The organism is Dactylosporangium sp. NPDC005572, assembly GCF_040605515.1.
Classification (GTDB): Bacteria; Actinomycetota; Actinomycetes; order Mycobacteriales; family Micromonosporaceae; genus Dactylosporangium.
Genome location: NZ_JBEXCY010000009.1, coordinates 43,485 through 70,291, shown reverse-complemented (window position 1 = coordinate 70,291; position 26,807 = coordinate 43,485). Strand labels below are relative to the sequence as shown.

Annotated in this window: 28 protein-coding genes; 10 read left to right on the top strand and 18 right to left on the bottom strand. The window is 73.0% G+C overall.

All coding sequences use genetic code 11. The annotated features are described in order from the left end of the window. Window positions 1-5 precede the first annotated feature (5 nt). From ABZS66_RS07170 to hisI, 3 genes are read right to left on the bottom strand one after another with little or no spacing between them, the layout of a single operon-like run. Window positions 6-551, bottom strand: coding sequence for a Trp biosynthesis-associated membrane protein (locus tag ABZS66_RS07170; protein ID WP_354755981.1), 546 nt, complete (start codon window positions 549-551; stop codon window positions 6-8). Continuing rightward, the gene (locus ABZS66_RS07165) at window positions 548-2,083 is read right to left on the bottom strand and encodes an anthranilate synthase component I (RefSeq protein WP_354755979.1); all 1,536 of its coding nucleotides are present in this window, start codon (window positions 2,081-2,083) and stop codon (window positions 548-550) included. The genes ABZS66_RS07170 and ABZS66_RS07165 overlap by 4 nt, the downstream gene beginning before the upstream one ends. Then, window positions 2,080-2,436, bottom strand: a complete 357-nt coding sequence (gene hisI / locus ABZS66_RS07160; RefSeq protein ID WP_354756114.1) for a phosphoribosyl-AMP cyclohydrolase — start codon at window positions 2,434-2,436, stop codon at window positions 2,080-2,082. The genes ABZS66_RS07165 and hisI overlap by 4 nt, the downstream gene beginning before the upstream one ends. 553 nt (window positions 2,437-2,989) lie before the next feature. Here hisI and ABZS66_RS07155 point away from each other — a divergent pair. The 4 genes from ABZS66_RS07155 to ABZS66_RS07140 all read left to right on the top strand — a co-directional run bounded on the left by ABZS66_RS07155 (window position 2,990) and on the right by ABZS66_RS07140 (window position 7,457). Then, the gene (locus ABZS66_RS07155; protein WP_354755977.1) at window positions 2,990-5,155 is read left to right on the top strand and encodes a hypothetical protein; all 2,166 of its coding nucleotides are present in this window, start codon (window positions 2,990-2,992) and stop codon (window positions 5,153-5,155) included. Between the two features lie 229 nt (window positions 5,156-5,384). Further along, the gene (locus tag ABZS66_RS07150; protein WP_354755976.1) at window positions 5,385-6,110 is read left to right on the top strand and encodes an ABC transporter ATP-binding protein; all 726 of its coding nucleotides are present in this window, start codon (window positions 5,385-5,387) and stop codon (window positions 6,108-6,110) included. A gap of 2 nt (window positions 6,111-6,112) precedes the next feature. After that, complete coding sequence (locus tag ABZS66_RS07145; protein WP_354755974.1) at window positions 6,113-6,850, top strand: ABC transporter permease; 738 nt, start codon at window positions 6,113-6,115, stop codon at window positions 6,848-6,850. Window positions 6,851-6,866: 16 nt separating this feature from the next. Next, on the top strand, window positions 6,867-7,457 hold the full coding sequence (locus ABZS66_RS07140; RefSeq protein ID WP_354755972.1) for a TetR family transcriptional regulator: 591 nt from the start codon (window positions 6,867-6,869) through the stop codon (window positions 7,455-7,457). Window positions 7,458-7,466: 9 nt separating this feature from the next. On the opposite strand, the gene ABZS66_RS07135 is transcribed toward ABZS66_RS07140, so the two are convergent. The 3 genes from ABZS66_RS07135 to ABZS66_RS07125 all read right to left on the bottom strand — a co-directional run bounded on the left by ABZS66_RS07135 (window position 7,467) and on the right by ABZS66_RS07125 (window position 11,673). After that, window positions 7,467-7,904, bottom strand: a complete 438-nt coding sequence (locus tag ABZS66_RS07135) for a hypothetical protein (RefSeq protein ID WP_354755971.1) — start codon at window positions 7,902-7,904, stop codon at window positions 7,467-7,469. A gap of 176 nt (window positions 7,905-8,080) precedes the next feature. Then, window positions 8,081-9,865, bottom strand: coding sequence for an ABC transporter ATP-binding protein (locus ABZS66_RS07130; RefSeq protein ID WP_354755970.1), 1,785 nt, complete (start codon window positions 9,863-9,865; stop codon window positions 8,081-8,083). Next, window positions 9,862-11,673 (bottom strand): ABC transporter ATP-binding protein, encoded by a 1,812-nt coding sequence (locus tag ABZS66_RS07125; RefSeq protein ID WP_354756112.1) that lies wholly within the window; start codon window positions 11,671-11,673, stop codon window positions 9,862-9,864. Before ABZS66_RS07125 ends, ABZS66_RS07130 begins: the two co-directional genes overlap by 4 nt. A gap of 96 nt (window positions 11,674-11,769) precedes the next feature. Here ABZS66_RS07125 and ABZS66_RS07120 point away from each other — a divergent pair, with 96 nt between their 5' ends. Both ABZS66_RS07120 and ABZS66_RS07115 read left to right on the top strand, forming a co-directional pair. After that, complete coding sequence (locus tag ABZS66_RS07120) at window positions 11,770-12,393, top strand: TIGR03085 family metal-binding protein (RefSeq protein WP_354755969.1); 624 nt, start codon at window positions 11,770-11,772, stop codon at window positions 12,391-12,393. A gap of 151 nt (window positions 12,394-12,544) precedes the next feature. After that, a complete protein-coding gene (locus tag ABZS66_RS07115; protein WP_354755967.1) occupies window positions 12,545-14,389 on the top strand; it encodes a long-chain fatty acid--CoA ligase in 1,845 nt (614 codons plus the stop codon). Between the two features lie 72 nt (window positions 14,390-14,461). Here the strand turns inward: ABZS66_RS07115 and ABZS66_RS07110 are convergent, their stop codons facing one another. Then, entirely contained in the window at window positions 14,462-15,925 is a 1,464-nt protein-coding gene (locus tag ABZS66_RS07110; RefSeq protein ID WP_354755965.1) for a PLP-dependent aminotransferase family protein, read from the bottom strand. Between the two features lie 58 nt (window positions 15,926-15,983). Between ABZS66_RS07110 and ABZS66_RS07105 the strand changes: the two genes are divergently transcribed. Then, window positions 15,984-16,616 (top strand): hypothetical protein, encoded by a 633-nt coding sequence (locus tag ABZS66_RS07105; protein WP_354755963.1) that lies wholly within the window; start codon window positions 15,984-15,986, stop codon window positions 16,614-16,616. Here the strand turns inward: ABZS66_RS07105 and ABZS66_RS07100 are convergent. Next, the gene (locus tag ABZS66_RS07100) at window positions 16,549-17,454 is read right to left on the bottom strand and encodes an EamA family transporter (protein ID WP_354755961.1); all 906 of its coding nucleotides are present in this window, start codon (window positions 17,452-17,454) and stop codon (window positions 16,549-16,551) included. The genes ABZS66_RS07105 and ABZS66_RS07100 overlap by 68 nt on opposite strands. Window positions 17,455-17,527: 73 nt before the next feature. Between ABZS66_RS07100 and ABZS66_RS07095 the strand changes: the two genes are divergently transcribed. Both ABZS66_RS07095 and ABZS66_RS07090 read left to right on the top strand, forming a co-directional pair. Further along, entirely contained in the window at window positions 17,528-18,475 is a 948-nt protein-coding gene (locus ABZS66_RS07095; RefSeq protein ID WP_354755959.1) for a LysR family transcriptional regulator, read from the top strand. Window positions 18,476-18,561: 86 nt separating this feature from the next. Further along, window positions 18,562-19,050 carry a hypothetical protein gene (locus tag ABZS66_RS07090; RefSeq protein ID WP_354755957.1) on the top strand — a complete coding sequence of 163 codons (489 nt, stop codon included), beginning with the start codon at window positions 18,562-18,564 and terminating at the stop codon, window positions 19,048-19,050. 67 nt (window positions 19,051-19,117) lie between these two features. Here the strand turns inward: ABZS66_RS07090 and hisF are convergent, their stop codons facing one another. The 10 genes from hisF to ABZS66_RS07040 all read right to left on the bottom strand — a co-directional run bounded on the left by hisF (window position 19,118) and on the right by ABZS66_RS07040 (window position 25,587). Continuing rightward, window positions 19,118-19,879, bottom strand: coding sequence for an imidazole glycerol phosphate synthase subunit HisF (hisF, locus tag ABZS66_RS07085; protein WP_354755955.1), 762 nt, complete (start codon window positions 19,877-19,879; stop codon window positions 19,118-19,120). Further along, window positions 19,876-20,604 (bottom strand): bifunctional 1-(5-phosphoribosyl)-5-((5-phosphoribosylamino)methylideneamino)imidazole-4-carboxamide isomerase/phosphoribosylanthranilate isomerase PriA, encoded by a 729-nt coding sequence (gene priA / locus ABZS66_RS07080; protein WP_190252470.1) that lies wholly within the window; start codon window positions 20,602-20,604, stop codon window positions 19,876-19,878. The genes hisF and priA overlap by 4 nt, the downstream gene beginning before the upstream one ends. A 17-nt stretch (window positions 20,605-20,621) precedes the next feature. Beyond that, window positions 20,622-20,936, bottom strand: a complete 315-nt coding sequence (locus ABZS66_RS07075; protein WP_354755953.1) for a hypothetical protein — start codon at window positions 20,934-20,936, stop codon at window positions 20,622-20,624. A 43-nt stretch (window positions 20,937-20,979) separates the two neighbouring features. Next, window positions 20,980-21,105 carry a hypothetical protein gene (locus tag ABZS66_RS07070; RefSeq protein ID WP_354755952.1) on the bottom strand — a complete coding sequence of 42 codons (126 nt, stop codon included), beginning with the start codon at window positions 21,103-21,105 and terminating at the stop codon, window positions 20,980-20,982. Further along, a complete protein-coding gene (gene hisH, locus ABZS66_RS07065; protein ID WP_354755950.1) occupies window positions 21,102-21,725 on the bottom strand; it encodes an imidazole glycerol phosphate synthase subunit HisH in 624 nt (207 codons plus the stop codon). Before hisH ends, ABZS66_RS07070 begins: the two co-directional genes overlap by 4 nt. A gap of 9 nt (window positions 21,726-21,734) precedes the next feature. Further along, window positions 21,735-21,887, bottom strand: coding sequence for a hypothetical protein (locus ABZS66_RS07060; protein ID WP_354755948.1), 153 nt, complete (start codon window positions 21,885-21,887; stop codon window positions 21,735-21,737). Beyond that, on the bottom strand, window positions 21,884-22,498 hold the full coding sequence (hisB, locus tag ABZS66_RS07055; protein ID WP_354755946.1) for an imidazoleglycerol-phosphate dehydratase HisB: 615 nt from the start codon (window positions 22,496-22,498) through the stop codon (window positions 21,884-21,886). The genes ABZS66_RS07060 and hisB overlap by 4 nt, the downstream gene beginning before the upstream one ends. Next, on the bottom strand, window positions 22,495-23,571 hold the full coding sequence (locus tag ABZS66_RS07050) for a histidinol-phosphate transaminase (RefSeq protein WP_354755944.1): 1,077 nt from the start codon (window positions 23,569-23,571) through the stop codon (window positions 22,495-22,497). Before ABZS66_RS07050 ends, hisB begins: the two co-directional genes overlap by 4 nt. Then, a complete protein-coding gene (gene hisD, locus ABZS66_RS07045; RefSeq protein ID WP_354755942.1) occupies window positions 23,568-24,869 on the bottom strand; it encodes a histidinol dehydrogenase in 1,302 nt (433 codons plus the stop codon). The genes ABZS66_RS07050 and hisD overlap by 4 nt, the downstream gene beginning before the upstream one ends. A gap of 67 nt (window positions 24,870-24,936) precedes the next feature. Continuing rightward, complete coding sequence (locus tag ABZS66_RS07040; RefSeq protein ID WP_354755940.1) at window positions 24,937-25,587, bottom strand: helix-turn-helix domain-containing protein; 651 nt, start codon at window positions 25,585-25,587, stop codon at window positions 24,937-24,939. A 90-nt stretch (window positions 25,588-25,677) separates the two neighbouring features. Here ABZS66_RS07040 and ABZS66_RS07035 point away from each other — a divergent pair, with 90 nt between their 5' ends. Beyond that, window positions 25,678-26,790 carry an epoxide hydrolase gene (locus tag ABZS66_RS07035; protein WP_354755938.1) on the top strand — a complete coding sequence of 371 codons (1,113 nt, stop codon included), beginning with the start codon at window positions 25,678-25,680 and terminating at the stop codon, window positions 26,788-26,790. Window positions 26,791-26,807: the final 17 nt, after the last annotated feature.

Below are 26,807 nucleotides of genomic sequence, written 5' to 3'. Positions count from 1 at the left end.
AGACCCTACGCGCCGCCGTCGCGGGTCGTGGGGTCTTCACCCCGGTCCAGAGCGTCCCAGAGCTCGGCCTGGGAGGCCGGGCGGCGGGGCTCGCCGTCGGGGGTCCTGGGCCGCTCCGGCCGCTCGTAGCGGGCGCCCATGGCCGGCCAGGACCGGCCGAAGCGGACGGTGACGACCCCGGCGGCGGCGACGACCAGCCCGCCGAGCGCCGACAGCACCGGCCAGGCCACGGTGACGCCGTCGCCCAGGGTCAGCAGCGCGGCGACGACGGTGCCGGCACCGGCCACGGTGAGCAGCCCGCCGACGACGAGCCGGGCGGCGCCGCGGGTGGCCAGCAGGGCGCCGGCCCCGGCCAGGGCGACCGCGCCCAGGGCCGGCAGCCAGGGCGCCAGGTCGGTGCCGGTGCGCCGGACCGTCTCCGGCGGCAGCGGGGCGACACGCTCGGTGACGATCTCCTGCCAGCCGCGGGTCGCGGCGAGCAGCACGAGGGCCGCGCCGGCCGCGCAGGCGAGGGCGGTGACGGTCAGGCCGCGGCGGCCGTCGAGCCTCACCGCGCGGGCCTCAGCGTCTCGGCGGTCGCGATCGCGGCGAGCACGGCCGCGGCCTTGTTGCGGGTCTCGGTCTCCTCGGCGGCCGGGTCGGAGTCGGCGACGATCCCGGCGCCCGCCTGCACGTATGCGACACGGTCGCGGATCAGGGCGGTGCGGATGGCGATGGCGGTGTCCATGTCGCCGCCGAAGCCGAAGTACCCGACGACCCCGCCGTACAGACCCCTCCGGGTCGGCTCCAGCTCCTCGATGATCTCCATCGCGCGCACCTTCGGCGCCCCCGACAGGGTGCCGGCCGGGAAGGTCGCCGCGAGCGTGTCGAAGGCGCTGCGGTCGTCGTGCAGCTCGCCGACGACGGTCGACACGATGTGCATGACGTGGCTGTAGCGCTCGACGGTCATGAACTCGGGCACCTCGACGGTGCCGGGTTTGCAGACCCGGCCGAGGTCGTTGCGGGCCAGGTCGACGAGCATGACGTGCTCCGACCGTTCCTTCGGGTCGGCGAGCAGGTCGGCGGCCAGGGCGGCGTCCTCCTCGGGGGTGGCACCGCGCCAGCGGGTGCCGGCGATCGGGTGCAGCAGGGCCCGGCGGCCGTCGACCTTGACGTGGACCTCCGGCGACGAGCCGACGACGTCGAAGCCGTCGAAGCGCAGCAGGTACATGTACGGGCTCGGGTTGGTGGTGCGCAGCACGCGGTACACGTCGAGGGGGTCGGCGTCGGTGGGCCGCTCGAAGCGCTGGGCGACGACGATCTGGAAGCACTCGCCGGCCCGGATGGCCTCCTTGGCGACCTCGACCGCCTTCGGGTACTCCCCCGCCGGGGTCCGGCTGACCACCTCGCCGAGCGGCACACGGTCCACAGTGGACACGAGCGGCGGGGTGGGCCGGGACAGCGCCGTGGTCATCGCGTCGAGCCGGCCGATGGCCTGGTGGTATGCCGCGGTGACGGCGTCGTCGTCGGCCCCGGCGGCCGGCAGCACCGCGTTGGCGATGAGCAGGGCGGCGCCCTCGAAGTGGTCGAGGGCGACGAGGTCGGTCGCGAGCATCATGCCGAGCTCGGGGTGGCGCAGGTCGTCGACGGCCAGCTCGGGCAGCTGCTCGAAGCGCCGCACGGCGTCGTAGGACAGGAAGCCGACCAGGCCGCCCGACAGCGGGGGCAGGTCGAGGTCGCGCAGGTCGCTGTCGTCGGCGGTGAGCGCGGCGACGGTCGCCGCGAGCACGTCGGTCGGGGTGCCGTCGGCGGGCAGCCCGGCCGGCGGGGCGCCCAGCCAGTGGGCGCGGCCGTCCCGCTCGACGAGGGTCGCGAGGCTGCGCACCCCCACGAAGCTGTATCGCGACCAGACCGCCCCGGCCGCGCCGGCGCCCTGCTCGGCGGACTCGAGCAGGAACGTGCCGGGGCCGCCGGCGAGTTTGCGGTACACGCCGACGGGGGTCTCGCCGTCGGCGAGCAGCCGGCGGGTGACGGGGACGACCCGGCGGGTGCGGGCCAGCTCGCGGAAGGTCGCCTCGTCGGGGGCGACGGCACCGGTGGTCATGCGGTCACCTCCAGCGGGGTGTAGAAGCAGGTGTGGTTGCCGGTGTGGCAGGCCGCGCCGACCTGCTCGACGGTCACCAGGAGGGCGTCGCCGTCACAGTCGACCGCGACTGCCTTGACGTGCTGCGCGTGACCCGACGTCTCGCCCTTCACCCAGTACTCGCCGCGGCTGCGCGACCAGTACGTGGCCCGGCCCGTCGTCAGGGTCCGGTGCAGCGCCTCGTCGTCCATCCACCCGAGCATCAGCACCTTCCCGGTGCCGTGCTCCTGGACGATCGCGGCCACCAGTCCGGCCTCGTTCCGGCGTAAACGGTTGGCGACTTCTGGATCAAGGTTCGACGACACGGTGGCAATTCTCCCGCACCGCACAGACTCGGCGGTTTGGGGTCTATGGCTGGTGGTGTTGAGGGAGTACCTTCGTGGTGCGCCGCACGGAAGATCTGCGGTGTCCACCCTTCCCCGCCTGCCGTCGGCTGACCCTACGCCCGCAACGCCCCGGGGTCCCGCTTGCCGTCGGTGTCGCGGCGTCGGACCGGGCGCCGTTCGGCCTCCCGGCGTCCGCGACCCCAGCGCTGAGCGAACCAGCAGTCTGAGCGGGTGGCAGCCCCGCTCAGACCGAGCGGACGGAGGACCCACCCCGATGCATCCCAACTTCACCCCGCCCAACAACCAGTCCGGCGCCTCCCCGGAGGCGACCGCCCCGGAGAGCACCCCGGCCGAGGCCCTGGTGCCGGAGCAGCGCCAGCCGGTCGACTCCCCGCCGCCGGCGGCGACGGCCGAGCCCGCCGCCGAGACCGCCGCGGAGCCGGAGACCGCAGCCGAGCCCGCGGAGCCCGTCGAGGCCATCGAGGCCGTCGAGGCCGCTCCGGCGGCCGAGGAGCACCTGGCCGACACCGACGCGATCTCGGTGGCGGTCCCGGACGACATCTCCGCCATCGTCGGCGAGGCCCCGGCCGCCGCTGACTCCGAGGCCGGCGCTGCGGTCGAGGACGCCCCCGAGGCCGAACCGGCCGCCGAAACCACGACGGACGAGACCGCGGAGGCCGAGGCCGCCACGGACGAGGCCGCCGAGGCCGCCGACGCCCCCGAGGCTGAGGCCGTCGAGGCCGAGGAGGCTGAGGCTGTCGCGGAGGCTGTCGAGGCTGAGGCTGCGGAGGCCGAGGAGACCGCCGCGGACGACGCACCGGAAGCTGAGGCCGTCGAGGTCGAGGAGGCCGTGGCTGACGAGGCCGCCGCCGACGAGCCCGAGGCCGAGGAAGCCGCCGCCGAGACGGAGCCGGTCGCCGAGGACGCAGCCGCTGGGGACGACGACGCCGAACCCGCCGCGGTCGAGGAGACCGCCGCCGAGGACACGGAGGCCGAGCCGGTCGCCACCGAGACCGAGGCTGAGGCTGAGGCTGAGGCTGAGGTCGCTGCTGAGGCCGAGGCCGAGCCGGCCGCTGAGGCCGAGGCCGAGGAAGCGGTGGCCGAGGAGGTCGCTGCCGAGGCCGAGGACGCTGGGGACGCTGCTGAGGACGCGGACGCGGACGCCGAGGCCGTGGTGGAGGAGACGGCCGCGGAGGCCGACGAGGCCGAGCCCGCCGCGGAGGAAGCCGGCGACGAGCCCGAGGCCGCCGCGGCCGAGGAGACCGACGCCGAGGCTGCCGACGCCGCCGAGGGCGAGCCCGCCGACGAGGCCGAGGACGCTGCCGAGGAGGCTGCGGACGAGGAGCCGGCCGCCGAGGCCGCCGAGGAGCCCGAGGCCGAGGCCGAGGTGGAGGCCGCTGCGGAGCCCGAGGCCGAGGCGGTCGCGGTCGAGGACGCCGCGGAGGAGGACTCGGCCGACGAGCCCGCCGCGGAGGCCGAGGAAGCGGAGTCTGAGGAGGCTGTGGCTGAGGAGGCCGTCGCTGAGGAGGCGGCTGCCGCCGAGGGCGACGAGGAGCCGGCCGCGGAGGCTGAGGCCGAGGAGTCCGACGCGGAGGAGGCTGCTGAGGAGCCCGCCGCTGCGGCCGAGGACGCCGAGGGCGCGGCCGAGGTCGAGGAAGTCGCCGCCGAGGACGAGGGCGACGAGGAGCCGGCCGCCGAGAACGAGGGCGACGAGGAGCCGGCCGCCGAGGCTGAGGAAGCGGCCACCGAGGACGCGGCCGACGAGCCCGCCGCCGAGGTGGAGGACGTTTCCGCTGAGGACGAGGCTGCCGAGCCCGAGGCCGAGGAACTGGCCGAGGAGATCACCCTCGTTGCCGACGTCGAGGAGTTGACCGGCGAGGCCGACAGCGCCGAGGAGGCCTCGGACGAGGACTCCGGCGAGGCCGAGGAGCCGGCGGCCGAGGCGGACGACGACGCGGACGCGGACGAAGCGGACGAGCCCGCCGCCGAGGCCGACGAGGACGAAGACGAGGACGCTGCCGAGGAGCCGGCGGCTGAGGCCGACGACGCCGAGGACGAGGACGAGACCGACGAGCCCGCCGCTGAGGCCGACGAGGACGAAGACGAGGCGGAAGAGCCTGCCGCTGAAGCCGACGATGACGAGGACGAGGACGCCGCCGAGGAGCCCGCTGCGGAAGCCGAGGACGCGGACGACGACGAGGCCGAGGCCGAGGAGCCTGCCGCCGAAGCCGAGGACGCGGACGAAGAAGAAGCGGACGACGACGAGCCTGCCGCTGAGGCCGAGGACGACGAGGACGACGAGGACGACGAAGAAGAGGACGACGACGAGCCGGTCGCCGAGGCCGAGGACGACGAAGAAGACGAGGACGACGACGAGGAGACCGAGCTGGCGGCCGCTGCGGCTGCGGCGCCGTTGCGGCCGGGGGACGTGGTCGAGCAGCGGATCGTGCTGTGGAAGGAGAAGCGGGCCGACAAGTTCCGGACGCGGCTCGTCAAGGCTGAGTCGAAGTTCGTCGACGACCCGGTGAAGGCCGTCGCCAAGGCGTCCGCGATCGTCAGTGACGCCATCGAGACGCTGGCGGAGAAGTTGCAGGAGCAGCAGCACGCGCTCGACCCGCGGAAGACGTCGAAGCACCCGGACACCGAGTCGCTTCGGGTGGCGCTGCGGCAGTACAAGGACTTCCTGGAGCGGGTCCTCGCCCTGTGACCCGAGCCGCATGAACCACTAGCCGCAAGAACCACTCCTGAACAGCAAGAACGCAACCAGCAGGGGGCGGACCGGACCGGTCCGCCCCCTGTCGCTTTTTGCGCATTGACGTCGCTTCAAGATTTCATCTACCGTTGAGTTCATCAGTCGTTGAGTTCCACCCCGCACCGCAAGCGCAGCCCGCACAGCTCGCAGACCCACCAGAGACCCCGGAAGTAGGCGACCATCCATGAGCAATGCGATCGAGGTCGAGCACCTCGTGATCGCACGCGGCAAGCGGCGGGTGCTGCACGACTTCACCTGCAGCGTCCCCAGCGGCAGCGTCACCGGGCTGCTCGGCCCGAGTGGCAGCGGCAAGACCACGTTCATGCGCGCCGTGGTCGGCGTGCAGAAGATCGTCAGCGGCACGGTGACCGTCCTGGGCCACCCGGCCGGGACGACGCCCCTCCGCGACAAGGTCGGCTACCTCACGCAGGCACCCAGCGTCTACGCCGACCTCACCGTGCGCGAGAACGCGCGGTACTTCGCCTCGCTGTACGGACTGGGATCCAAAGCGGCGGACGAGGCCGTCAGCGACGTCGGGCTCACCGAGGCCAAGGACCAGCTCGTCGGGCAGCTCTCCGGCGGCCAGCGCGCCCGGGCCTCGCTGGCCTGCGCGATCGTCAGCAAGCCCCAGCTGCTCGTCCTCGACGAGCCCACCGTCGGGCAGGACCCGGTGCTGCGCAACGAGCTCTGGCAGCGGTTCCACGACCTGGCGAAGCGGGGTTCGACGCTGCTCGTCTCCAGCCACGTGATGGACGAGGCCGGCCGCTGCGACCGGCTGCTGCTCATCCGCGAGGGCCTGCTGATCGCCGACGAGACGCCGGCCGCGGTACGTGCGAGGGCCGGCACCGACGACCTGGAAGAGGCGTTCCTGCGCCTGGTGCAGGAGACCGAGCAGGAAAGGGTGGCCTGACGATGTCGCTGCGGCTCACGTTCTCGACCGCCGCCCGGATCCTGCGCCAGCTGCGCCACGACCGGCGGACCATCGCGATGATCCTGGTCGTACCGACGGTGCTGCTGACGCTGCTGCGGTACCTCTACGACAACAACCCGATGATGTTCGACCGCGTCGGCCTCATCATGCTCGGCGTGTTCCCGCTCGTGATCATGTTCCTGCTGACGAGCGTGGCCATGCTCCGCGAGCGGACCAGCGGCACCCTGGAGCGGCTGCTCACGACGCCGATCGGCAAGGTCGACATCCTGCTCGGGTACGGCATCGCGTTCGCCGTCGCCGCCGCCGTCCAGGCGACCGTCGTGTCCACGCTGGCGTTCTGGCTGCTCGGCCTGGACACGCTCGGCCCGCCCTGGCTCGTCGGCGTGCTCGCGGTCGGCAACGCGGTGCTCGGCATGGCCCTGGGCCTGCTGGTGAGCGCGTTCGCCAACAGCGAGTTCCAGGCGGTGCAGTTCATGCCGGCCGTGGTCCTGCCGCAGGTCCTGCTGTGCGGGCTGCTGCAGCCCCGCGATCAGATGGCCGGCTGGATGCAGGCGATCAGCGACGTCCTGCCGATGTCGTACGCCGTGCAGGCTCTCACCGAGCTCGGCCAGAACACCGAACCGACCGGGATCATGTGGCGCGACCTCGGCATCATCGTCGGCTGTGTGGTCGTGGCACTCTTGCTCGGGGCGGCCACGCTCCGCCGCCGTACCGCATAAGGCTGGAAAGAGGCTCATGCCCCGCACCGGACGCCGCCCCGGCAACCAGGACACGCGCGAGGCCATCCTGGCCGCCGCCCGCACGGCGTTCGCCGAGCGCGGCTTCGACGGAGCGTCCATCCGACAGATCGCCACCAGCGCCGGGGTCGACCCGGCGCTGGTGCACCACTATTTCGGGGCGAAGGACAAGCTGTTCCTCGCCACGATGCAGGCGCCGATCGACCCGGGCGCGCTCCTGCCGAAGATCTTCGAGCCGGGCCTCGACGGCGTCGGCGAGCGCCTCGTCCGCGGCTTCCTCGGCGTGTGGGACTCCCCGGCCGGCTCGGCCGCCGCCGCCCTCGTCCGCAGCGCGACGCAGCACGAGTGGTCGGCCCGCATGCTGCGCGAGTTCCTGGTCAGCCAGATCCTGCGCCGCGCGACGACCCAGCTGCGGCTCGACCCGGCCGAGGCCCCACGCCGGGCGGCGCTCGTCGCCTCGCAGATGATCGGCCTGGCGATGACGCGATACATCCTGAAACTGGAACCGATCGCCACCATGCCCGCCGACGACCTGGTCCTGACGATCGGCCCGACGATTCAGCGGTACCTCGAAGGCCCGCTCCCCTAGGCCGCGAACCTAGTCGTCCACGTCGGCGCAGTGGGTCCGGGCCTGCGGGGTGAGCAGCAGCGCGAGCAGGCCGACCGCGCACAGGGCCGGCACCACCGCGAACGGCAGCGGGGCGGGCAGCAGCCAGGTCAGCAGCGGCGCCATCGTCCCGACGAACGCCCAGAACACCAGGCTCGCCAGCCACGCCCAGTGCTCGCCCCGCCTGATGCGCACCCCGAGGAACACGAGCACGACCGCGAGCGGGAACAGGAAGAGCACGGCATTGAAGAACAGGACGAAGTCGAGGTAGCCGGTGCCGCCCTGCCGCGCCGGGTCGACCTGCATCCCGGACAGCAGCACCCCGACCGCGGCGAGCGTCAGCGTGAGCATGACCCCGCCGATAGCGTTGAACCCCGTCACCGCGACCCGCACCTGCAACGGCACGAACCGGCGCCCCCCGGCACCCATGCCTCCGAGGGTAGGCCATCGACATGGCTGAACCACCCCGGAAAGGTGACAACTCAACTACCGAACGCCGCGAACATCACCCGGCCCGGTGACCGCCCCCATGATCAAGGGAAACATGTGGCTGTCATAGCAGCCAGATCCTTCCCTCGATCACGGAAACCGGGGCGCCGACGAGGTCAGCGGGTTTGTTCGAGCCAGCTCGCGTAGAGGCGGGCGTAGATCGAGCCCTCCTCGGCGACCAGGCTCGTGTGCGGGCCGCGCTGGACGACGTGGCCACGGTCCACCACGATGACCTCGTCCGCGGACTGGGCCGTCGACAGGCGGTGGGCGATCGCGATCGTGGTCCGGCCGCGGGTCACCGCGTCCAGGGTGCGTTGCAGGCGGACCTCCGTGGCCGGGTCCACCGCGCTCGTCGCCTCGTCGAGGACCAGCAGGTCGGGGTCGGCGACGTAGGCGCGGGCCAGGGCCACCAGCTGGCGCTCGCCCACGGACAGGGCCTCGCCGCGCTCGCCGACCTCGGTGTGCAGGCCGGCGGACAGCGACTCGACCCAGTCGATCAGGCCGAGCTCGGTGAACGCCAGCTCGAGGTCGACGTCGCTCAGGTCGGGGCGGGCGAAGCGGACGTTGTCGGCGACCGTGGCGTCGAAGAGGAAGCCGTCCTGCGGGACCATGACGACGCGGCGGCGCAGGGAGTCGAAGCGGACCTCCGGGAGCGGGACGCCGGAGAGCAGCACGCGGCCGGTCGTCGGGTCCATCAGGCGGGTCAGGAGCTTCGCGAACGTCGTCTTGCCGCTGCCGGTCTCGCCGACGACGGCGACCCGGGTGCGGGGACGGACGGTGAGGTCGACGTCGGTGAGGACCTCGGGGCCGCCCGGATAGGCGAAGTGGACGTGCTCGAAGGTGACGTCGACCGGGCCCTCCGGCAGGTCGCGGCCGGCGTCGGCCGGGTCGGCCACGTCGGGCTCGGTCTCGATGACGTCGAGGACGCGGCGCCAGCCGGCGATCGCGTTCTGCGCCTCGTTGAGCACCTCGGTCGCCACCTGGACCGGCTGGACGAACAGCGTGGCCAGGAACAGGAACGCGGTGAGCTGGCCCGCGGTGAGCTGACCGTCGGCGCCGAGGATGGTGCCGGCGACGATCACGCCGGCGAGGGCCAGGCCGGCGGCGAGCTCGCCGAAGCTCATGCTGGTCACGTTGTTGGTCTGGGCCCGGAACTGCATGCGCCGGTTGCGGTCGATGGCCGTGTCGAGGCGGTCGGCGGTGCGGCGCTGGACGCCGTAGGCCCGCACGACCGGCGCGCCGACGACGCTCTCGGCGATGACGCCCAGCATGGCGCCGACGCTCTCGCGCACCTGGAGGTAGAGGACGCTGAGCCGGCGCTGGAAGATCCGCACGACGAGGATGAGCGGCGCGAAGGCGGCGATCACGACCAGCGTGAGCTGCCAGGAGTAGAACAGCATGACGACCGTGGTGACGGTGAGCTGGCCGAGGCTGAGGATGAACAGCAGACCGCCGAACTGCAGGAACTGGCTGATCTGGTCGACGTCGCCGGTGACCCGCGAGACGAGCGCGCCGCGCCGCTCCGACTGCTGGTGCAGCATCGACAGGTTGTGGATGTGCCGGAACGTGCGCACGCGGATGCCGGCCAGTGCGGTCTCGCTGACGGTGAACAGCCGCACGTTCATGAGATAGGCGCAGACCATCGTCAGCAGCAGCACGCCGACGGTGACCGTCACGATGAGGGAGATCACGCCGAGGTCGGGGCCGCCGTCGGCGAGCAGGCCCCGGTCGATGCCCTGCTGGATGGCGACCGGCACGGCGACCCGCCCGGCGGTGGCCAGCACGGCGAGGCCGAGGGTGCCGGCCAGGCCGGTGAACAGCTCGGGCGACAGGGCGAGCCCGCGCCGCAGCACCCCCAGGCGGGTCGCCGGTGCGTCGTCGGTGGACACTGCGGCCGTCACGCGGTCACGCTCCCCTCGTCGAACGCGTGCTCGCGCTCCCGCTCGGCTTCGGCCTTCTCGTATGCGGTCACCAGGTCGGCGTAGCCGGGCGTGGTGGCCAGCAGCTCCTGGTGGGTGCCCCGGGCGACGACCTGGCCCCGCTCGACGTAGACGACCTCGTCGGCGAGGGCGATCGTGGCCCGCCGGTAGGCGACGACGAGGATCGACGCCTGCTGGGCGTCGTCGCGGCGCAGCGCGGCGAGGATCGCCGCCTCGACGCGCGGGTCGACGGCGCTGGTCGCGTCGTCGAGGATGAGCAGCCGCGGCGCGCCGGCGAGGGCCCGGGCGATCGTGAGCCGCTGCCGCTGGCCGCCGGACAGCGACGTGCCGCGCTCGCCGACGGTCGTGCCGAGCCCGTCGGCGAGCTTCTCGACGAACCCGTCGGCCTGGGCGAGGTGCAGCGCCGCCCACGCGGCGTCGTCGCCGACGCCGGGCCGGTCGAGCGTGATGTTGCCGCGGACCGTGTCGTCGAAGACGAACGGCACCTGCGCGACGAGGGCCGCGGTGCGCACCAGCGAGTCCTGGGTCAGCTCGCGCACGTCGACGCCGTCGAGCGACACCGACCCGGTGTCGGCGTCGACGAGGCGGGCGGCGAGCGCGGCGATGGTCGACTTGCCGGACCCGGTCGGCCCGACGAGGGCGACCGTGCGCCCGGCCGGGACGTCGAACGTGACCCCGCTGAGGACCTCGGCGGCCCGGTCGCCGTCGCCGTCCCGGTAGGCGAAGTGGACGTCGTCGAAGCGCAGCGCCGCCGGCTTCTGCTCGTCGGTGAGCTCGGTCGTGCCGTGGACGGTGTCGCCCTCGGCGTCGAGGACGTGCCGGATCCGCTCCCAGCCGACGACGCTGCGGGGCAGCTCGGCGAGGACCCAGCCGATCGCCCGGACCGGGAACGCGAGCACGGTGAACAGGAACGTGACGCTGACGACCTCGGAGACGCCGACCGCGCCGGACCGGAACCGCCAGGCGCCGACGACGAGCACGACGAGCGTGCCGACGCTCGGCAGCGCGTCGAGGACCGGGTCGAACATGGCCCGCACCCGGCCGACCCGGATGGTGGCGTCGCGCAGCTCGCCGGCCTGGACGGCGAACCGCTCGGTCTCCGCCGCCTCGCGGCCCATGGTCTTGACGACCAGGGCGCCGTCGAAGCTCTCGTGCGCGACGGCGCTGACGTCGGCCCGCAACTGCTGGGCGGTGGCGACGCGCGGCGCCATCCGGCGCGAGTAGGCGACGTTGACGCCGAGCAGCGCCGGGAAGATGGCGACGCCGACGAGGGCCATGGCCCAGTCGGTGACGAAGAGCGACACGACGGCGGCGACGAGCATGACGACGGTGCCGACCGCGAACGGGAACGGCGCGATCGGATACCACGCGGACTCGACGTCGGCGTTCGCGTTGGACAGCAGGGTGCCGGTGGCGTGCCGCTGGTGCCAGGCGAGCGGGAGGCGCAGGTAGCGCCGGGTCACCGCGCGCCGGTAGCGCGCCTGGAGGTTGAACTGCATCGCGCCCGCCCCGAGCCGCCGGGCGACGAGGCCGACGATCTTGCCGAGGCTGACCGCGAGGACGGCGGAGGCGCCGAGGGCGAGGGACCCGGCGGCGACGTGGCGGGCGTCGATGGCGGGGACCGCGACCCGCCCGACGACGGCGCCGGAGACGAACGCGGTCGCGATCGTCAGCAGGCTGAACAGCACGCTGCCCACGACCGAGACGGCGAACATGTGAGGCTCGTCACGGATGGCGTGCCCCAGGACCCGCAGTCCCTTCAGGAGCACCTTGCCACTGGTCACGTCCACCCCCGGGTAAGTCGCCAAAGCCGCAGCGCAACCTTACAGAGACCCACCGACAAAAACGGGGCTAGCGTTACGCACATGACTGCCTTCGCCCGCGCCGAGCGCGCGGCGCTCGCCGACTCGCTGCTCGCCGCCGGCCCCGACGCGCCCACGCTCTGCGCCGGCTGGGCCACCCGTGACCTCGCCGCGCACCTGGTGCTGCGCGAGCGCCGCCCCGACGCCGCCGCCGGCATCCTGCTCCGGCCCCTCGCCGGCCACACCCAGCGGGTCCAGCGCAGACTCGCGGACGGCGACTACACCGCGCTGGTCGGGAAGGTCCGCACGACTCCCGCCTGGCTGCGTCTCACCGGAGCGGACGAGGCGATGAACCTCGTCGAGTACTTCATCCACCACGAGGACATCCGCCGCGCCCAGCCCGGCTGGACCCCACGCGATCTACCAGTTTCCTACGAAGCCGCACTCGCCGGCCGCGCCCGGGGATCGGCCCGGCTCAGCGCCCGCCGCTTCCCGGCGACGATCATCGTCGATATTCCCGGTCATGAGGGGACCCGGGCCGGCCGCGGCGGTACCGAGGTCACCGTCACCGGCACCCCCGGCGAACTGCTCCTCTTCTTCACCGGCCGCCAGGAGCACGCCCGGGTCGAGATCGACGGCCCCGCGGAGACCCGCGAACGGCTCCAGAGGGCGCGCCTGGGATTGTGACGGCTGGGTCTCAAAAGTGGTTCTAGAAGCGGAGAACACGTTTCGGTTTCGGGTCTAGCCGGTAACGGGATCGACGGTTTACCGTCTGGTAACCGACAGTACGTGACGACAGTCACGCGCTCGTCCAAGCCTGGCTCGGAGGCCGACCGACATGACCCAGACCCAGCAGCGGCTCGAACTGCCGTACCGCTCGATCCCGGACATGTTCCTGCACCGCGTGGCCGACACCCCCGACAAACCCGCGTTCGGCAGCCCCGCCCCCGGCGACGCCGGCGACCCCGTCTGGCTCACCTGGCGGCAGGTCGACGAGCGTGCCCGGGCCATCGGCGCCGGCCTGACCACGCTCGGCGTCCAGCCCGAGGACCGGGTCGGCGTGCTCGCCGGCACCCGGCTCGACTGGATCCTCGCCGACCTCGGCATCATGCTCGCCGGTGCGGCCACCACGACGGTGTACCCCACGACCGAGCCCGAGGACGCCGTCTACATCGTCAAGGACTCCGGCTCCAAGGTCCTCTTCGCCGAGAACGCGGAGCAGGCCGCGAAGGTCGACGGCGCCGCGCTGCCCGACCTGGTCGCGATCGTGCTCATCGACGGCGCGCCGACCGGCGACGAGGGCACCCCGACGCTCAGCCTGGCCGACCTCGAAGCCAAGGGCCGGGCCGCGATCGAGGCGGACCCGCAGCTCATCGACCGGATCGTCGAGGCCATCCAGCCCGACCAGCTCGCCACGCTGATCTACACGTCCGGCACCACCGGCCGGCCCAAGGGCGTCGAGCTGCTGCACGCCGGCTGGGTCTGGCAGGGGCGCACGCAGAACGACATCGGCCTGCTCAACCCGGAGGACCTGCAGTACCTCTGGCTCCCGCTCTCCCACTCGTTCGGCAAGACCCTGCTCTGCGGGATCGTGTACGTCGGCCTGCCCACGTACGTCGACGGCCGCGTCGACAAGCTGATCGACAACCTCGGCAAGATCCGCCCGACGCTGATGTGCTCGGCCCCGCGGGTCTTCGAGAAGGTCTACAACCGGGTCGTCACCGGCGCGCAGGCCGACGGCGGCGCGAAGTGGAAGATCTTCACCTGGGCGGTCGGCGTCGGCAAGAAGGCCTCGGCCGAGCGGCTGGCCGGCCGGCAGCCCGGCGGCCTGCTCAAGCTCCAGGCCGGCATCGCCGACAAGCTCGTGTTCAGCAAGCTGCGGGCCCGCCTCGGCGGCCGGATGCGCGCGATGGTCTCCGGCTCCGCCCCGCTGTCGAAGGAGATCGGCGAGTTCTTCTTCGCCGCCGGCCTGCCGATCCTGGAGGGCTACGGCCTGACCGAGACCTCGGCCGGCTCCTTCGTCAACCGCGAGGAGGCCCCGCGGATCGGCACGGTCGGCCAGGCGCTGGGCGACCTGCAGGCCAAGCTCGACACCGACGGCGAGGTCCTGCTCAAGGGCACGCCGATCATGCGGGGGTACCACAACCTGCCCGACGAGACGGCCGCCGCGTTCACCGACGACGGCTGGTTCCGGACCGGGGACATCGGCGAGTTCGACGACCAGGGGTACCTGCGCATCACCGACCGCAAGAAGGACCTCATCAAGACGTCGGGCGGCAAGTACGTCGCGCCGAGCTACATCGAGGGCCTGTTCAAGTCGGTCTGCCCCTACACCTCGCAGGCGGTCGTCGTCGGCCAGGCCCGCAACTACGTGACGATGCTGATCACCCTCGACCCCGACGCGATCAAGGGCTGGGCCGAGGGCACCCCGCTGGCCGGCAAGCCGTACGAGGAGATCGCCGCCTCCAAGGAGGCGCACGACCTCGTCGAGGGCTACGTCACCGAGCTCAACACCAAGCTCAACCGCTGGGAGACGGTGAAGAGGTTCAGCATCCTGGCCCGGGACCTGTCGATCGAGGACGGCGAGCTGACGCCGTCGCTCAAGGTCAAGCGCCGGGCCGTGGAGAAGTCGTTCGCCCAGGACATCGAGCGCATGTACGCCGGGTCACTCGCGGAGCTCTAATCACACCCCACAGTGTCGTGGCCCCCGGAAGCCGCCACTCCCGGGGGCCACGACGCTGAAACCCTGCTGGAATCAGGCCACCACGGCCGGCGCCGACCACGAGTGCCGGCGCGGCCGGTCCAGGTCGGCCCGCGCCGAGGCCAGCCGCCGCACCGCCTCGACCAGGGTGTCCTCGGGCAGCGCGTACGGCATCCGCAGGAACCGCTCCATCGTCCCGTCGGCCCCGAACCGCGGCCCCGGCGCGACCCGCACGCCGAGCTCCTCCGCCGCCCGGGCGAGCGCGCTGGACACCGGCGCGTCGAGCTCCACCCACAGCACGAGCCCGCCGCGCGGCAGCACGAACCGCCACTCGGGCAGCTCCGCGCGCATCGCCGCGGCGAGCGTGTCGCGCTGCACCAGCAGCTGCTTGCGGCGCGCGCTGACGATCGCGTCGCGGCGCTGCAGCAGCCGCGTCGCGACCAGCTGGTCGAGCACCGGCGAGGCCATGTCGACGCCGACCCGGGCCGCGGCGAGCCGGGCGATGAGCGGCGCCGCGCCCCGGACCCAGCCGATCCGCAGGCCACCCCAGTAGGCCTTGCTCATGCCGCCGATCGTGAGCACCCGCGCGGAGCGGTCGAATGCGGCGACCGACGGCGGCATCTCCACGTCGTCGAGGGCAAGGTCGTGGAACGACTCGTCGATGATCAGGTCGGTGCCGGCGGCGTGCGCGGCCGACGGGAGCCGCTCGCGCAGCGACGTCTCCATGAGGTGGCCGGTCGGGTTGTGGAAGTCGGGGATGAGGTACGCGACCCGCGCCTGCGCCGCCCGTACCGTCGACAGCACCAGATCCTCGTCCCACCCGTCGGGACCGATGGCGTAGGCGCTCACCCGGGCGCGACTGGCGGTGAAGGCGCTCAATGCGTTGGGATAGGTCGGCGTCTCCACCAGCGCGCGCTGGCCCGGCGCCACGAGCAGCCGCAGCAGCAGGTCGAGCGCCTGCTGCACGCCGCCGGTGACCATCACCTGGTCGGGCTCGGTGGGCAGGCCGCGCTCGGTGTAGCAGCGGGCGATCGCCTCCCGCAGCACGAGCAGCCCCATCGGCTGGTAGCCGGCGCCGCACGCGTAGGGCGCGAGGTCGGCGACCGCCTCGGTGGCCGCCTCGGTGAGCTCGACCGGCGCGGGCAGCGCGGCGCAGCCGAGGTCGATGAGGTCGGCGTCGTCGCTCGGCGTCCACAGCCCCGACGTGCCGACGCGGTGCCCGGCCGGCAGCGAGGTCCAGCTGCCGGCGCCGCGGCGGCTGCTGATGTGGCCGCTGTCGCGCAGCTCACGGTAGGCGGCGGTGACCGTGGTCCGGCTGATGCCGAGCGCGGCGGCCAGCTCCCGCTCGGCCGGCAGCCGCACCCCGAGGGCGAGCCGGCCGTCGATGAGCAGGCCACGCACGGCGGTGGCGAGCACCACGTACTCGGGCCGGCGGCCGGCTGGGCCGCGCACCCCGACCGCCACCTGCCAGGCGTTGAGCATGCGGGCAAGTTGGGCGCCACGGACGATCGCAGACAAGGCCAGTCCCCCTTAATTGGCTCTTTGTGGTCGGTCGATTGGCCTTAGGGTGGCATGCATGCGCGAGTCAGGCAAGACCAATCGCTTCGGCCGACGGTTCGTCCAGCTCCAGGTGGGCCTCGTCCTGTACGGGCTGAGCATGGCGCTGCTGATCCGCGCGCACCTCGGGCTGGACCCCTGGGACGTCTTCCACCAGGGCGTGTCCGAGCGCACGGGGCTGAGCTTCGGCACCGTCGTCATCATCACCGGCGCCGTCGTGCTCCTGCTGTGGATCCCGCTGCGCCAGCGGCCCGGCCTCGGCACCGTGAGCAACGTCATCGTCATCGGCCTGGCCGCCGACCTGGCGCTGCGGCTGGTGCCCGACGCCGACGCGTGGTGGCTGCGCGGCGCGCTGGTCGCGACCGGCATCCTGCTCAACGGCTTCGCCACGGCGCTGTACATCGGGGCCAGGATGGGCCCGGGGCCGCGCGACGGGCTGATGACCGGCCTGGCCCGGCGGTTCCCGCGGCTGTCGATCCGGCTGGCCCGCACCGCCGTCGAGGTGGCGGTGCTGGCCCTCGGCTGGCTGCTCGGCGGATCGGTCGGCGTCGCCACCGTGCTGTACGCGCTCGGCATCGGCCCGCTCACGCAGCTGTTCCTGCCGCGACTGACGGTGCCGGAGCCGGCTGTGCCGGAGCCGGCGGTCGCGTAGCGCCCAGCAGGACACCGCCCAGGATGGCCGCTCCGCCGAGGATGTCGTACCAGTGCAGCTCCTCCGACAGGAACAGCGCCGACGACAGGATGGCGAACACCGGCGCGAGGGCGGCGAACGGCGCCACGGTGCCGGCGCCGTAGCGGGCGATCAGCCGGCCCCAGACGCCGAAGCCGAACAGCGTGCTCAGGTAGGCGATGTACGCGATCGCGCCGAGCGCCACGAGGTCCAGCCCGCGCAGCGCGCCCCAGACGTAGGCCGGCCCGTCGACCGCGAGGGTCAGCAGCACGAGCGGCGGGGTGGCCACGGCGCTGACCCAGACCATGAAGTTCAGCATGTCGGTGGCGGCGGCCTTGCGGATCGCGACATTGGCCAGGCCCCACGCCGCGCCGGCCGCGACGACCAGCACGAACGCGCCGAGCGGGCGGTCGAGGCCGAGCTGGGTCGCGATGAGGACGATGCCGGCGCCGGAGAGCACCACGCCGCCGACGCGCCGCCGTCCCGGCCGGTCCTTCAGCAGTACCGTGGCGAAGACCAGCGTGAAGATGACCTGACTCTGCAGGACCAGGGCCGACAACCCGGCCGGCAGGCCCGCCGCCATACCGGCGAACAGCAGCGAGAACTTCACGACGCCGAGCGCCACGCCGGTCGCGATCACCCACCGCCACGGCGCCTTCGGCCGGCCGACGAGGAACACCGCGGGCAGGGCCGCGACGGCGAACCGCAGCGCGCAGAAGAGCAGCGGCGACATGCTGTCCAGGCCGACGTGGATCACCACGAAGTTCACGCCCCAGACGGCGGCGATCAGCGTGGCCAGGGCGAGGTCGCGAGGTCTCATGCGTCCGATGGTTGTGCCGCGGTACCGTGAAGCACCATCTCACGTTTCTGCATCGTTGCTTTAGTATCGCTTCATGCTTGACCTGACCCGGCTCCAGGCGCTGCGCGCGGTGGCCACGTTCGGCACGGTCACGGCCGCGGCCGGCGCCCTGCACTGCACGCCGTCGGCGATCTCCCAGCACCTGGCGAAGCTGGAGCGGGAGACCAAGGCCACACTCGTCGAGAAGGACGGCCGGACGCTGCGGCTCACCGAGGCCGGCCGGGTGCTGGTCGAGCACGCCGGCCGGGTGCTCGCCGCGGTCGAGGAGGCGGAGGCGGCGCTCGCCGCGCACCGCGAGACCGTGTCGGGCCGGCTGAGCATCGCGTCGTTCCCGACCGCGTGCCGGGGCCTGCTCCCCCACGCGCTGCGGGTGCTCGGCCGCGACCACCCCCGGCTGGAGCCGACCGTGCAGGAGGCGGACCGCGCGGCCTGCTTCGACGGGCTGCTGCGCGGGACGGTCGACGTGGCGCTCATCGACGAGTGGCTGGAGATCCCCGTGACGTACCCCGTGGGAGTGGCCAACGTCGAACTGGGCCTGGACGTCGGCGACCTCATCCTGCCGGCCGACCACCGGCTCGCCGCCGGCGACGGACCGGTGTCGCTCGAGGACGCCCGCGACGAGCGGTGGATCGGCTCCAAGCCCGGCACCGTCTGCCACGAGTGGCTGGAGCGGATGATGCCCGGGGTGCGGGCGACGATCCTCGTCAACGAGTTCGAGACGCAGTTGACGTTCGTCGCCGAGGGGCTGGGCGTCGCGTTCGTGCCGCGGCTGGCCCGCACCGCGCTGCCGGCCGGCGTGGTCGCCCGCCCGATCGCGCCGGAGGCGGCCCGGCGGGTGTCGGTCGCCTGGCGCGCGTCGGCCGGCGGGCGCCCGGCGATCGGCGCCACCGTGGCCGCGCTGCGCGACGCCTGGCAGCACCGGGCGATCTTCCCGGCCCCATTTGCGTGGAACGCCGGTCAGGACATCATTCACGTGGTATAGCCGCAGTTCAGGGCCGGTTACCAGCGGGTTTTCACTCAGCACATTCACTTGAGCGGACTTTCGCGCCGCCCCTTACATTCATTGACATGGCCCTCTTCGGACGCTCCCGGACAGCGGTAGGTGCTGGCGTCCTGGCGACGCTGCTCCTGGTGCTCATCTTCGGCAACCAGATCTTCACCGAGTGGGTGGACCGCCACTCGCGCGGTGACACGGTCTGGGGCTGGTTCCTGCGCGAACTGGTCTGGCCCCGCTGGTGGCTGACCCCACGTGACGGCTCGGGAGCGGCGGCCCGCGAACTGCTGGCCGACGATCTCAAAGCCATCCTGGTGATCCTGTTCACGGCCCTGATCCTGTCGGTCGCGGTGAAGTCCGTGACCGGTGGCGGCGGGGCGTTCATCCTCGGCTGGGCGTCCCTGATCTTCGGCGCCGCCCTGGCCGCGTTCGCGACCGAGTTCCTGACCTCCGAACCGACCCTGCTGCACGCCCTGCAGGCGACGTCGGCCGGCACCAGCTACGGCCTGTGGGTCGGCTGGATCGTCGGCATCGCCACCGCCTCCGGCAAGCGCGGCGGCTGACCCCCGTCCGAAGAGCAGCGAGGCCGCGTCACGGGGGACCGGCCTCGCTCCGACCCGGGGCCGCGGGTCAGCGGACCGGGTGGCCGGACTCGCGCAGCGCGGACTTGACGTCGCCGATCGCGAAGTCGCCGAAGTGGAAGACGCTCGCCGCGAGCACCGCGTCGGCGCCCGCCGCCACCGCCGGGGCGAAGTGCTCGACCCGGCCGGCGCCGCCGCTCGCGATCACCGGGACCGTGACCACCGCCCGGACGGCGCGGATGAGCTCCAGGTCGAAGCCGTCCCTGGTGCCGTCGGCGTCCATCGAGTTCAGCAGGATCTCCCCCGCCCCCAGGGTCGCGACCTGCTCGGCCCACTCGACGGCGTCGAGCTCGGCGCCGCGGCGGCCGCCGTGGGTGGTCACCTCGAAGCCGCTCGGCTGGGCGGGGTTGCGGCGCACGTCCAGGGACAGGGTCAGGACCTGGTTGCCGAAGCGCTCGGCGATCTCGGCGATCAACGCGGGGCGGGCGATCGCCGCCGTGTTCACGCCCACCTTGTCGGCGCCCGCGCGCAGCAGCGTGTCGACGTCGGCGACGGTGCGCACGCCGCCGCCGACCGTCAGCGGGATGAAGACGGTCTCGGCGGTACGGCGGACGACGTCGAGCATCGTCGCGCGCCCGTCGGAGGAGGCCGTGACGTCGAGGAACACCAGCTCGTCCGCGCCCGCGGCGTCGTAGGCGGCGCCCAGCTCGACCGGGTCGCCGGCGTCGCGGAGATTGACGAAGTTGACGCCCTTGACCACCCGGCCGGCGTCGACGTCGAGGCAGGGGATGACGCGGACAGCGACCGTCATGCCGACTCTTCCAGCACCTGGAGCGCCTCGGCGACGTCGAAGGCCCCGGTGTACAGCGCCTTGCCGACGATCACGCCCTCCACCCCGGCCGGCTCGAGCGCGGCGAGCTGGCGCAGGTCGTCGAGCTTCGACACACCGCCGCTGGCGATGACCGGCTTCTTGGTGCGGCCGGTGACCTCCAGCAGCAGGGTCAGGTTGGGGCCGGTGAGCGTGCCGTCGCGCATGACGTCGGTGACCACGTACCGCGCGCAGCCCGCCCGCTCCAGGCGGTCGAGCACCTCGAAGAGGTCGCCGCCCTCCTTGGTCCAGCCGCGGGCCGCCAGCTGGTGGCCGCGGACGTCGAGCCCGACCGCGACCTGCTCGCCGTACGTCGCGCAGACGTGGTCGCACCAGTCCGGGTTCTCCAGCGCGGCGGTGCCCAGGTTGACCCGGGTCGCGCCGGTCGACAGGGCGGCCCGCAGCGACGCGTCGTCGCGGATGCCCCCGGACAGCTCGACCTGCACGTCGAGCCGGCGGACCACGCCGGCCAGCAGCTCGGCGTTGGAGCCGCGGCCGAAGGCGGCGTCGAGGTCGACGAGGTGGATCCACTCGGCGCCCTGCCGCTGCCAGGCCAGGGCGGCCTCCAGCGGGTCGCCGTAGGTCGTTTCGCTGCCGGCGGCGCCCTGGACGAGACGGACCGCCTGGCCGTCGGCGACGTCGACGGCGGGCAGAAGCTGCAGTGCCATGGGTTCGGTTCCTTCGGTCAGAGCCGGCGGTCAAGGACGAGCACGGTGAGGGCCGGAGTGGCGACGATGATGAACGCGCTGAGACCGATCCTCGCCGCCACCGAGTCGATCAGCAGCCAGACGAGGGCCAGCGCCACCAGCACGAACATGGCGATGGCCGAGCGTTGGGCGCGCGACCGGCGCGCGAAGAGCTTACCGGTCCGGCCGACCCGGACCTTCGGCACCAGCCGCCGCACCGCGGCCCGGCGCTGCCGTTTGCGCTCGGCCCGGCGCATGCGCTCGGCCCGCTCCGCCTCCAGCACCGCCCGCCGCCGCGCCCGCTCCTTGCTCATGAGGACCTCACGACGGGCTCACCGGCGGGGCCCACCGGCGAGGTCACTTCACGACCCGGCGGGCCAGGCTGCGGGCGGCCCGGCCCGCCAGCCAGCGCTTGCCCGGCAGCAGCATCAGCAGGCGCAGGTGCCAGGGCAGGCGCCTGCGCAGCGACCGGCCGAGGCTCACAGGGTACCCAGCCAGTTGGCGAGCAGGGTCGCGCCCGCATCGCCGGACTTCTCCGGGTGGAACTGGGTTGCCCGCAGTACACCTGACTCGAAAGCGGCGACGAAGGGCTCACCGTGCGTCGTGGTCGCCACCCGCACCCCCGCGGCCGCCTGGGCCTCGTTCGGGGTCGCGGCATAGGAGTGCACGAAGAAGAACCGCGTGCCCGGCGGGATGCCGGCGCCCAGGACCGAGTCCGCCGGCCAGTCCACGGTGTTCCAGCCCATGTGCGGCACCACCGGCGCGTGGAGCACGGTCACCGCGCCCGGGGTCAGGCCGAGGCCCTTGGTGACCACGCCGTGCTCCTCGCCGGCCTCGAAGAGGATCTGCATGCCGACGCAGATGCCGAGCACCGGGGCGCCGGCCCGGACCCGCTCGGCGATCACCGGGCCGGCGCCGAGCTCGTCGATGCCGGCCATGCAGGCCGCGTACGCGCCGACGCCCGGCACGACCAGGCCGTCGGCCCGCGCCGCCTTGCCGAGGTCGGACGTGACCTCCACGTCGGCCCCCACGCGGGCGACCGCACGCTCGGCCGAGCGCAGGTTGCCCGAGCCGTAGTCGAGGATGACCACCGATTTGGCCATGAGCGCGTGTCAGTCCTTCCCGTACAGCCACAGAAGGCCGCCCACGGCGGCCAGCACGGCGAGGGCCAGCGTGATGCCGAAGCCCGTCTTGCTGCCCTGCTGCCGCAGGGAGAGGGCGCCGCCGAGCAGGAGCCCGGCCAGGGCCAGCAGCGCGATGCTCACAGGGCGCCCTTCGTGCTCGGCACGGCACCGGCGTTGCGCGGGTCGATCGCGCACGCCTGGCGCAGCGCCCGCGCGACCGCCTTGAACTGCGCCTCGACGATGTGGTGGGCGTCGGGCTGGGCGCCGTGCCGGCCGGCCCGCAGGATGCTCACGTGCAGCGTGACCCGCGCGCTGTGCCCGAAGGACTCCCAGATGTGCCGGGTCAGGCTGGTCGGGTAGTTCCCGCCGATGTGCGGGGCGATGTTCGCCGGCTCCTCGTGCACGACGTAGGGGCGGCCGGACAGGTCGACCACGGCCGAGGCGAGGACCTCGTCGAGCGGGACCTGGGCGTGCCCGTACCGCGTGACCCCCGCCTTGTCGCCCAGCGCCTCGGCGAACGCCGCGCCCAGCGCGAGCGCGGTGTCCTCGACGGTGTGGTGGGCGTCGATCTCCAGGTCGCCGACCGTGTGCACGCGCAGGTCGAACCCGCCGTGCTTGGCGATCTGGTTGAGCATGTGGTCGTAGAAGCCCACGCCGGTGGAGATCTCCCCCACCCCGGTGCCGTCGAGGTCGAGCTCGACGGAGACCTTGGTCTCCTTGGTGACGCGCTCGATCCGCGCGGTACGGCTCACAGCAGCTCCTCAAGTGCGGTCAGGAAGGCGGTCGTCTCCTCGGTCGTGCCGGCGGTCACCCGCAGCCAGCCCGGGACACCGACGTCGCGGATGAGCACGCCCCGGTCGAGCAGGGCCTGCCAGATCCCCTTCGCGTCGCCGCGCGGCGCGCCGAACAGCACGAAGTTGGCGTCGCTGTCGGCGACCGGGAGGCCCCAGCCGCGCAGCGTGCCCACGATCCGGTCGCGCTCGGCCTTGACGGCGTCCACCGTGGACAGCAGGGCCGCCGTGTGCGCGAGCGCGGCCCGGGCGGCGGCCTGGGTGAGGGCGCTCAGGTGGTACGGCAGCCGCACGAGCTGCACCGCGTCCACCACGGCGGGGTTCGCGGCCAGGTAGCCGACCCGGCCACCGGCGAGCGCGAACGCCTTGCTCATCGTGCGGGTGACCACCAACCGCGGGTGCTGCTCGATGAGGCTCAGCGCGAAGATCGTGCCCGGCCGGGCGAACTCCGCGTAGGCCTCGTCGACGATGACCATGCCGTCGGTGGCCTCGACGACCGCCTCGACGACGTCGAGGGGCAGCGCGGTGCCGGTCGGGTTGTTCGGCGAGCAGAGGAACACGACGTCGGGCCGGTGCTCGCGCACCTTCGCCACGGCGTGCTCGGCGGTCAGGCCGAAGTCCTCGCCGCGGCGCCCGTCGACCCAGGCGGTGCCGGTGCCGGCGGCGAGCAGCGGGTGCATCGAGTAGGACGGGGTGAAGCCGAGCGCGGTGCGCCCCGGGCCGGCGAACGTCTGGAGCAGCTGCTGCTGGATCTCGTTCGAACCGTTGGCCGCCCAGACGTGCTTCCAGGTCAGGCGGTGCCGCAGGTAGGCGGCGAGGTCGGTGCGCAGCGCCACCGCGTCCCGGTCGGGGTAGCGGTTGAGGTCGCGCAGCACCGCCGAGAGCGCCTTCTCCATCTCGGCGACGGCGGCCTCGGGCAGCGGGTGGGAGTTCTCGTTGGTGTTGAGCCGCACCGGTACCTCGAGCTGCGGCGCACCGTACGGCGACATCCCCCGCAGCTCGTCCCGCAGCGGCAGGTCGTCGAGCGACGTCACGAGCTGAACCTCACCTTCACCGCGGCGCCGTGCGCCGGCAGGTCCTCGGCGTCGGACAGGGCGACGACGTGGTCCGCGACCTCGCGGAGCGCGTCGTGCGAATACTCGATGAGCTGGACCCCGCGCAGGAACGTCTGGGTCGACAGGCCCGACGAGTGGCGGGCACAGCCGCCGGTCGGCAGCACGTGGTTGGAGCCGGCGCAGTAGTCGCCGAGGGAGACCGGCGACCAGGCGCCGACGAAGACCGCCCCGGCGTTGCGGACCCGCTCGGCGACGGCCCGCGGGTCGCGGGTCTGGATCTCCAGGTGCTCGGCGGCGTAGGCGTCGACCACCCGCAGGCCCTGCTCCAGGTCGTCGACGAGCACGATCGCCGACTGCACGCCGGTCAGCGCGTCGGTGACCCGCTGCAGGTGCTTGGTCGCGGCGACCTGCCGGACGATCTCGGCCTCGACCGCCTCGACCAGCCCGGTCGACGGCGTGACCAGCACGCTCGCCGCGAGCGGGTCGTGCTCGGCCTGGCTGATGAGGTCGGCGGCGACGTGCCGCGGGTCGGCGCTGTCGTCGGCCAGGATCGCGATCTCGGTCGGGCCGGCCTCGGCGTCGATGCCGACCGTGCCGCGCAGCAGCCGCTTGGCCGCGGTCACCCACACGTTGCCCGGCCCGGTGATCATGTCGACCGGCGCGCAGGCCGGCTCCTCGTCCGTGTAGCCGTAGCCGAACATGGCGATCGCCTGGGACCCGCCCACCGCGTAGACCTCGTCGACGCCGAGCAGCGCGCACGCGGCCAGGATGTTGACGTTGGGCAGGCCGGTGTCCTTCTGCGGCGGGCTGGTGACCGCGATCGACGCGACCCCCGCGGCCTGCGCCGGGACGACGTTCATCACCACGCTCGACGGGTACACCGCGAGGCCGCCCGGCACGTAGAGCCCGACCCGGCCGACGGGCAGCCAGCGCTGGGTGACCGTGCCACCCGCACCGAGGACGGTGGTCACGTCTTCGCGCTGCTGTTCCAGGTGTACCTTCCGGGCGCGCGCGATCGACTCCAGCAGCGCGGCCCGCACCGCCGGCTCGAGCCCCGCCTCGGCGGCGGCGATGGCCTCGGCGGGCACCCGCAGCTGCTTGAGGTCGACCCCGTCGAAGCGATGGGTGGCCTCCCGGATCGCGGCCGCGCCGTGCTCGTGCACCGCTTCGACGGTCGGACGCACCTGCTCGGTGGCGACGGAGACGTCGAGGGCGGCACGGGGCAGCAGACGGCGCGGGTCCTCGGTGGAGCCGCGCAGGTCGATCCGGTTCAACACCTGAGTGATTCTATTCGGTCCGGCCAGCGCGTTTCCCGGTCCGTCCCGCCTGTCGGTCTGTCGGGAGTCAGCGTGATTCTCGAGGTGTTTCCGAGGGTGATCTGCGCCACCGGTAGTTGAACTCCCCGGGCACCGGTGCGGGCCCGGGGAGCGCGCCGGCGTCGGTGCGGTCCATGCCGTCGAGGGTGAGTCCGAGGTACCGCCGGCGCAGCTGCGCCGTGCGGTCCCGGTCCGGCAGCCGGATGGCGGCGCAGGCCTCCAGCACCAGCCCGACGTCGGCCACGGTGAAGTCGCGCCGCAGCCGGCCGCTGCCGTGCGCCCGCTTCACCAGTCCCTCGACGAGGCCGTTGGAGGCGACGGCGTCGGCGTGCATCTCCTCGGTCGGGGAGAAGGTGCCGGCGAGGTGGACGGTCAGCGAGTGGACGTCGGCGTCCACGACGCCTTCGAGGAACGCGCGCAGCGCCACCCACCCGTCCTCGTGGGCGCGGCCGGCGTCCTCGGCCTCCTGGATGAACCGCTTGAGCCCGTCGTGGCACAGCGTCCGCAGCAGGTCCTCCTTCCCGGCGTACCGCCGGTAGAGCGCGCTGATGCCGACGCCCGCCCGGTCGGCGACCGCGGCGATGGGTGCCTTCGGGTCGTCGAGGAACACCTCGCGGGCCGCCTCGAGGATCACCGTGTCGTTGCGCCGGGCCTGGCCCTTGCGCCCCTGTTCTGCCATGGCCGCACTTTACCACTGGAACGGATCGTTCCGCTCTGCTAGGCTCAGCTTGTTGATGGAACGAAGCGTTCCGTTCTACTGGAGGTCGTCATGATCCGTCCGTTCAGCGTCGAGGTCCCGCAGGCCGAGCTCGACGAGCTGCGCCGCCGGCTGGAGCGCGCCCTGTGGCCCGCCGAGCTGCCCGGCGCCGGCGACGCCTACGGTGTGCCGGCGGCGCGGGTCCGGGAGCTCACGCGGTACTGGCTGGAGAACTTCGACTGGCGCGCGGTCGAGGCGCGGCTCAACGCCCACCCGCAGTTCCTCACCGAGATCGACGGCGCGACCGTGCACTTCATCCACGTGCGCTCGGCGAACCCGGACGCGACGCCGCTGATCCTGACCCACGGCTGGCCCGGCTCGGTGGTGGAGTACCTCGATGTCATCGAGCCGCTGTCGCGGGACTACCACCTGGTCATCCCGTCGCTGCCGGGCTACGGCTTCTCCGGCCCGACCCGCGCGCCGGGCTGGAACCGCTACCGCATCGCGCGGGCCTGGAACGAGCTGATGGCCCAGCTCGGGTACGAGCGGTTCGGCGCGGTCGGCAACGACGCCGGCTCGATGGTCGCCCCGGAACAGGGCCGGTACGCGCCGGAGCGGGTGATCGGCGTGCACGTCACCCAGCTGTTCTCGTTCCCGAGCGGCGACCCGGCCGAGTTCGCGAACCTCACCGAGACCGACCACCGGGCCCTCGCGAAGCTGCAGTGGTTCGCCGACAACCTCATGTCGTTCAACACGCTGCACAGCCAGCAGCCGCAGACGCTCGCCTACGCGCTGGCCGACTCCCCCACCGGCCTGCTCGCCTGGAACGCGCAGCTGCTCGGCGAGAGCCTCGACCCCGACTTCATCCTGGCCAACGTCGCCATCTACTGGTTCACGAACACGGCCGCGTCGGCGGTCCGCCTCTACTGGGAGGACGCGCACGCCTCCGAGCAGCCGTCGGGCCCGACGACAGTGCCGACCGCCCTGGCCATGTTCGCGGGCGACTTCGAGTCGATCCGCCCGTTCGCCTCGCGCGACCACGCCAACATCGTGAGCTGGCACGCTTACGGGGCCTACGCGGAGTCGCCGCTCGAGGGCCGCGACGCGGGCGGGCACTACGCCGCCCATGAGGCCACGGACGTGCTCGTCAACGACATCCGCGAATTCTTCGCCGGCCTGAAGTGAACGCGTCGTGCCGCGCT

What these genes read in the sequence shown, in the direction of transcription:
- ABZS66_RS07100 (WP_354755961.1), bottom strand. Translation starts at nt 17,454, where the DNA reads ATGAGACCTCGCGACCTCGCCCTGGCCACGCTGATCGCCGCCGTCTGG.
- ABZS66_RS07040 (WP_354755940.1), bottom strand. Translation starts at nt 25,587, where the DNA reads ATGGCAGAACAGGGGCGCAAGGGCCAGGCCCGGCGCAACGACACGGTG.
- ABZS66_RS07135 (WP_354755971.1), bottom strand. Translation starts at nt 7,904, where the DNA reads ATGGGTGCCGGGGGGCGCCGGTTCGTGCCGTTGCAGGTGCGGGTCGCG.
- ABZS66_RS07105 (WP_354755963.1), top strand. Translation starts at nt 15,984, where the DNA reads ATGCGCGAGTCAGGCAAGACCAATCGCTTCGGCCGACGGTTCGTCCAG.
- ABZS66_RS07075 (WP_354755953.1), bottom strand. Translation starts at nt 20,936, where the DNA reads ATGAGCAAGGAGCGGGCGCGGCGGCGGGCGGTGCTGGAGGCGGAGCGG.
- ABZS66_RS07035 (WP_354755938.1), top strand. Translation starts at nt 25,678, where the DNA reads ATGATCCGTCCGTTCAGCGTCGAGGTCCCGCAGGCCGAGCTCGACGAG.
- hisH (WP_354755950.1), bottom strand. Translation starts at nt 21,725, where the DNA reads ATGGCCAAATCGGTGGTCATCCTCGACTACGGCTCGGGCAACCTGCGC.
- hisF (WP_354755955.1), bottom strand. Translation starts at nt 19,879, where the DNA reads ATGACGGTCGCTGTCCGCGTCATCCCCTGCCTCGACGTCGACGCCGGC.
- ABZS66_RS07165 (WP_354755979.1), bottom strand. Translation starts at nt 2,083, where the DNA reads ATGACCACCGGTGCCGTCGCCCCCGACGAGGCGACCTTCCGCGAGCTG.
- ABZS66_RS07115 (WP_354755967.1), top strand. Translation starts at nt 12,545, where the DNA reads ATGACCCAGACCCAGCAGCGGCTCGAACTGCCGTACCGCTCGATCCCG.
- ABZS66_RS07090 (WP_354755957.1), top strand. Translation starts at nt 18,562, where the DNA reads ATGGCCCTCTTCGGACGCTCCCGGACAGCGGTAGGTGCTGGCGTCCTG.
- ABZS66_RS07120 (WP_354755969.1), top strand. Translation starts at nt 11,770, where the DNA reads ATGACTGCCTTCGCCCGCGCCGAGCGCGCGGCGCTCGCCGACTCGCTG.
- ABZS66_RS07150 (WP_354755976.1), top strand. Translation starts at nt 5,385, where the DNA reads ATGAGCAATGCGATCGAGGTCGAGCACCTCGTGATCGCACGCGGCAAG.
- ABZS66_RS07140 (WP_354755972.1), top strand. Translation starts at nt 6,867, where the DNA reads ATGCCCCGCACCGGACGCCGCCCCGGCAACCAGGACACGCGCGAGGCC.
- priA (WP_190252470.1), bottom strand. Translation starts at nt 20,604, where the DNA reads ATGGCACTGCAGCTTCTGCCCGCCGTCGACGTCGCCGACGGCCAGGCG.
- ABZS66_RS07095 (WP_354755959.1), top strand. Translation starts at nt 17,528, where the DNA reads ATGCTTGACCTGACCCGGCTCCAGGCGCTGCGCGCGGTGGCCACGTTC.
- ABZS66_RS07145 (WP_354755974.1), top strand. Translation starts at nt 6,113, where the DNA reads ATGTCGCTGCGGCTCACGTTCTCGACCGCCGCCCGGATCCTGCGCCAG.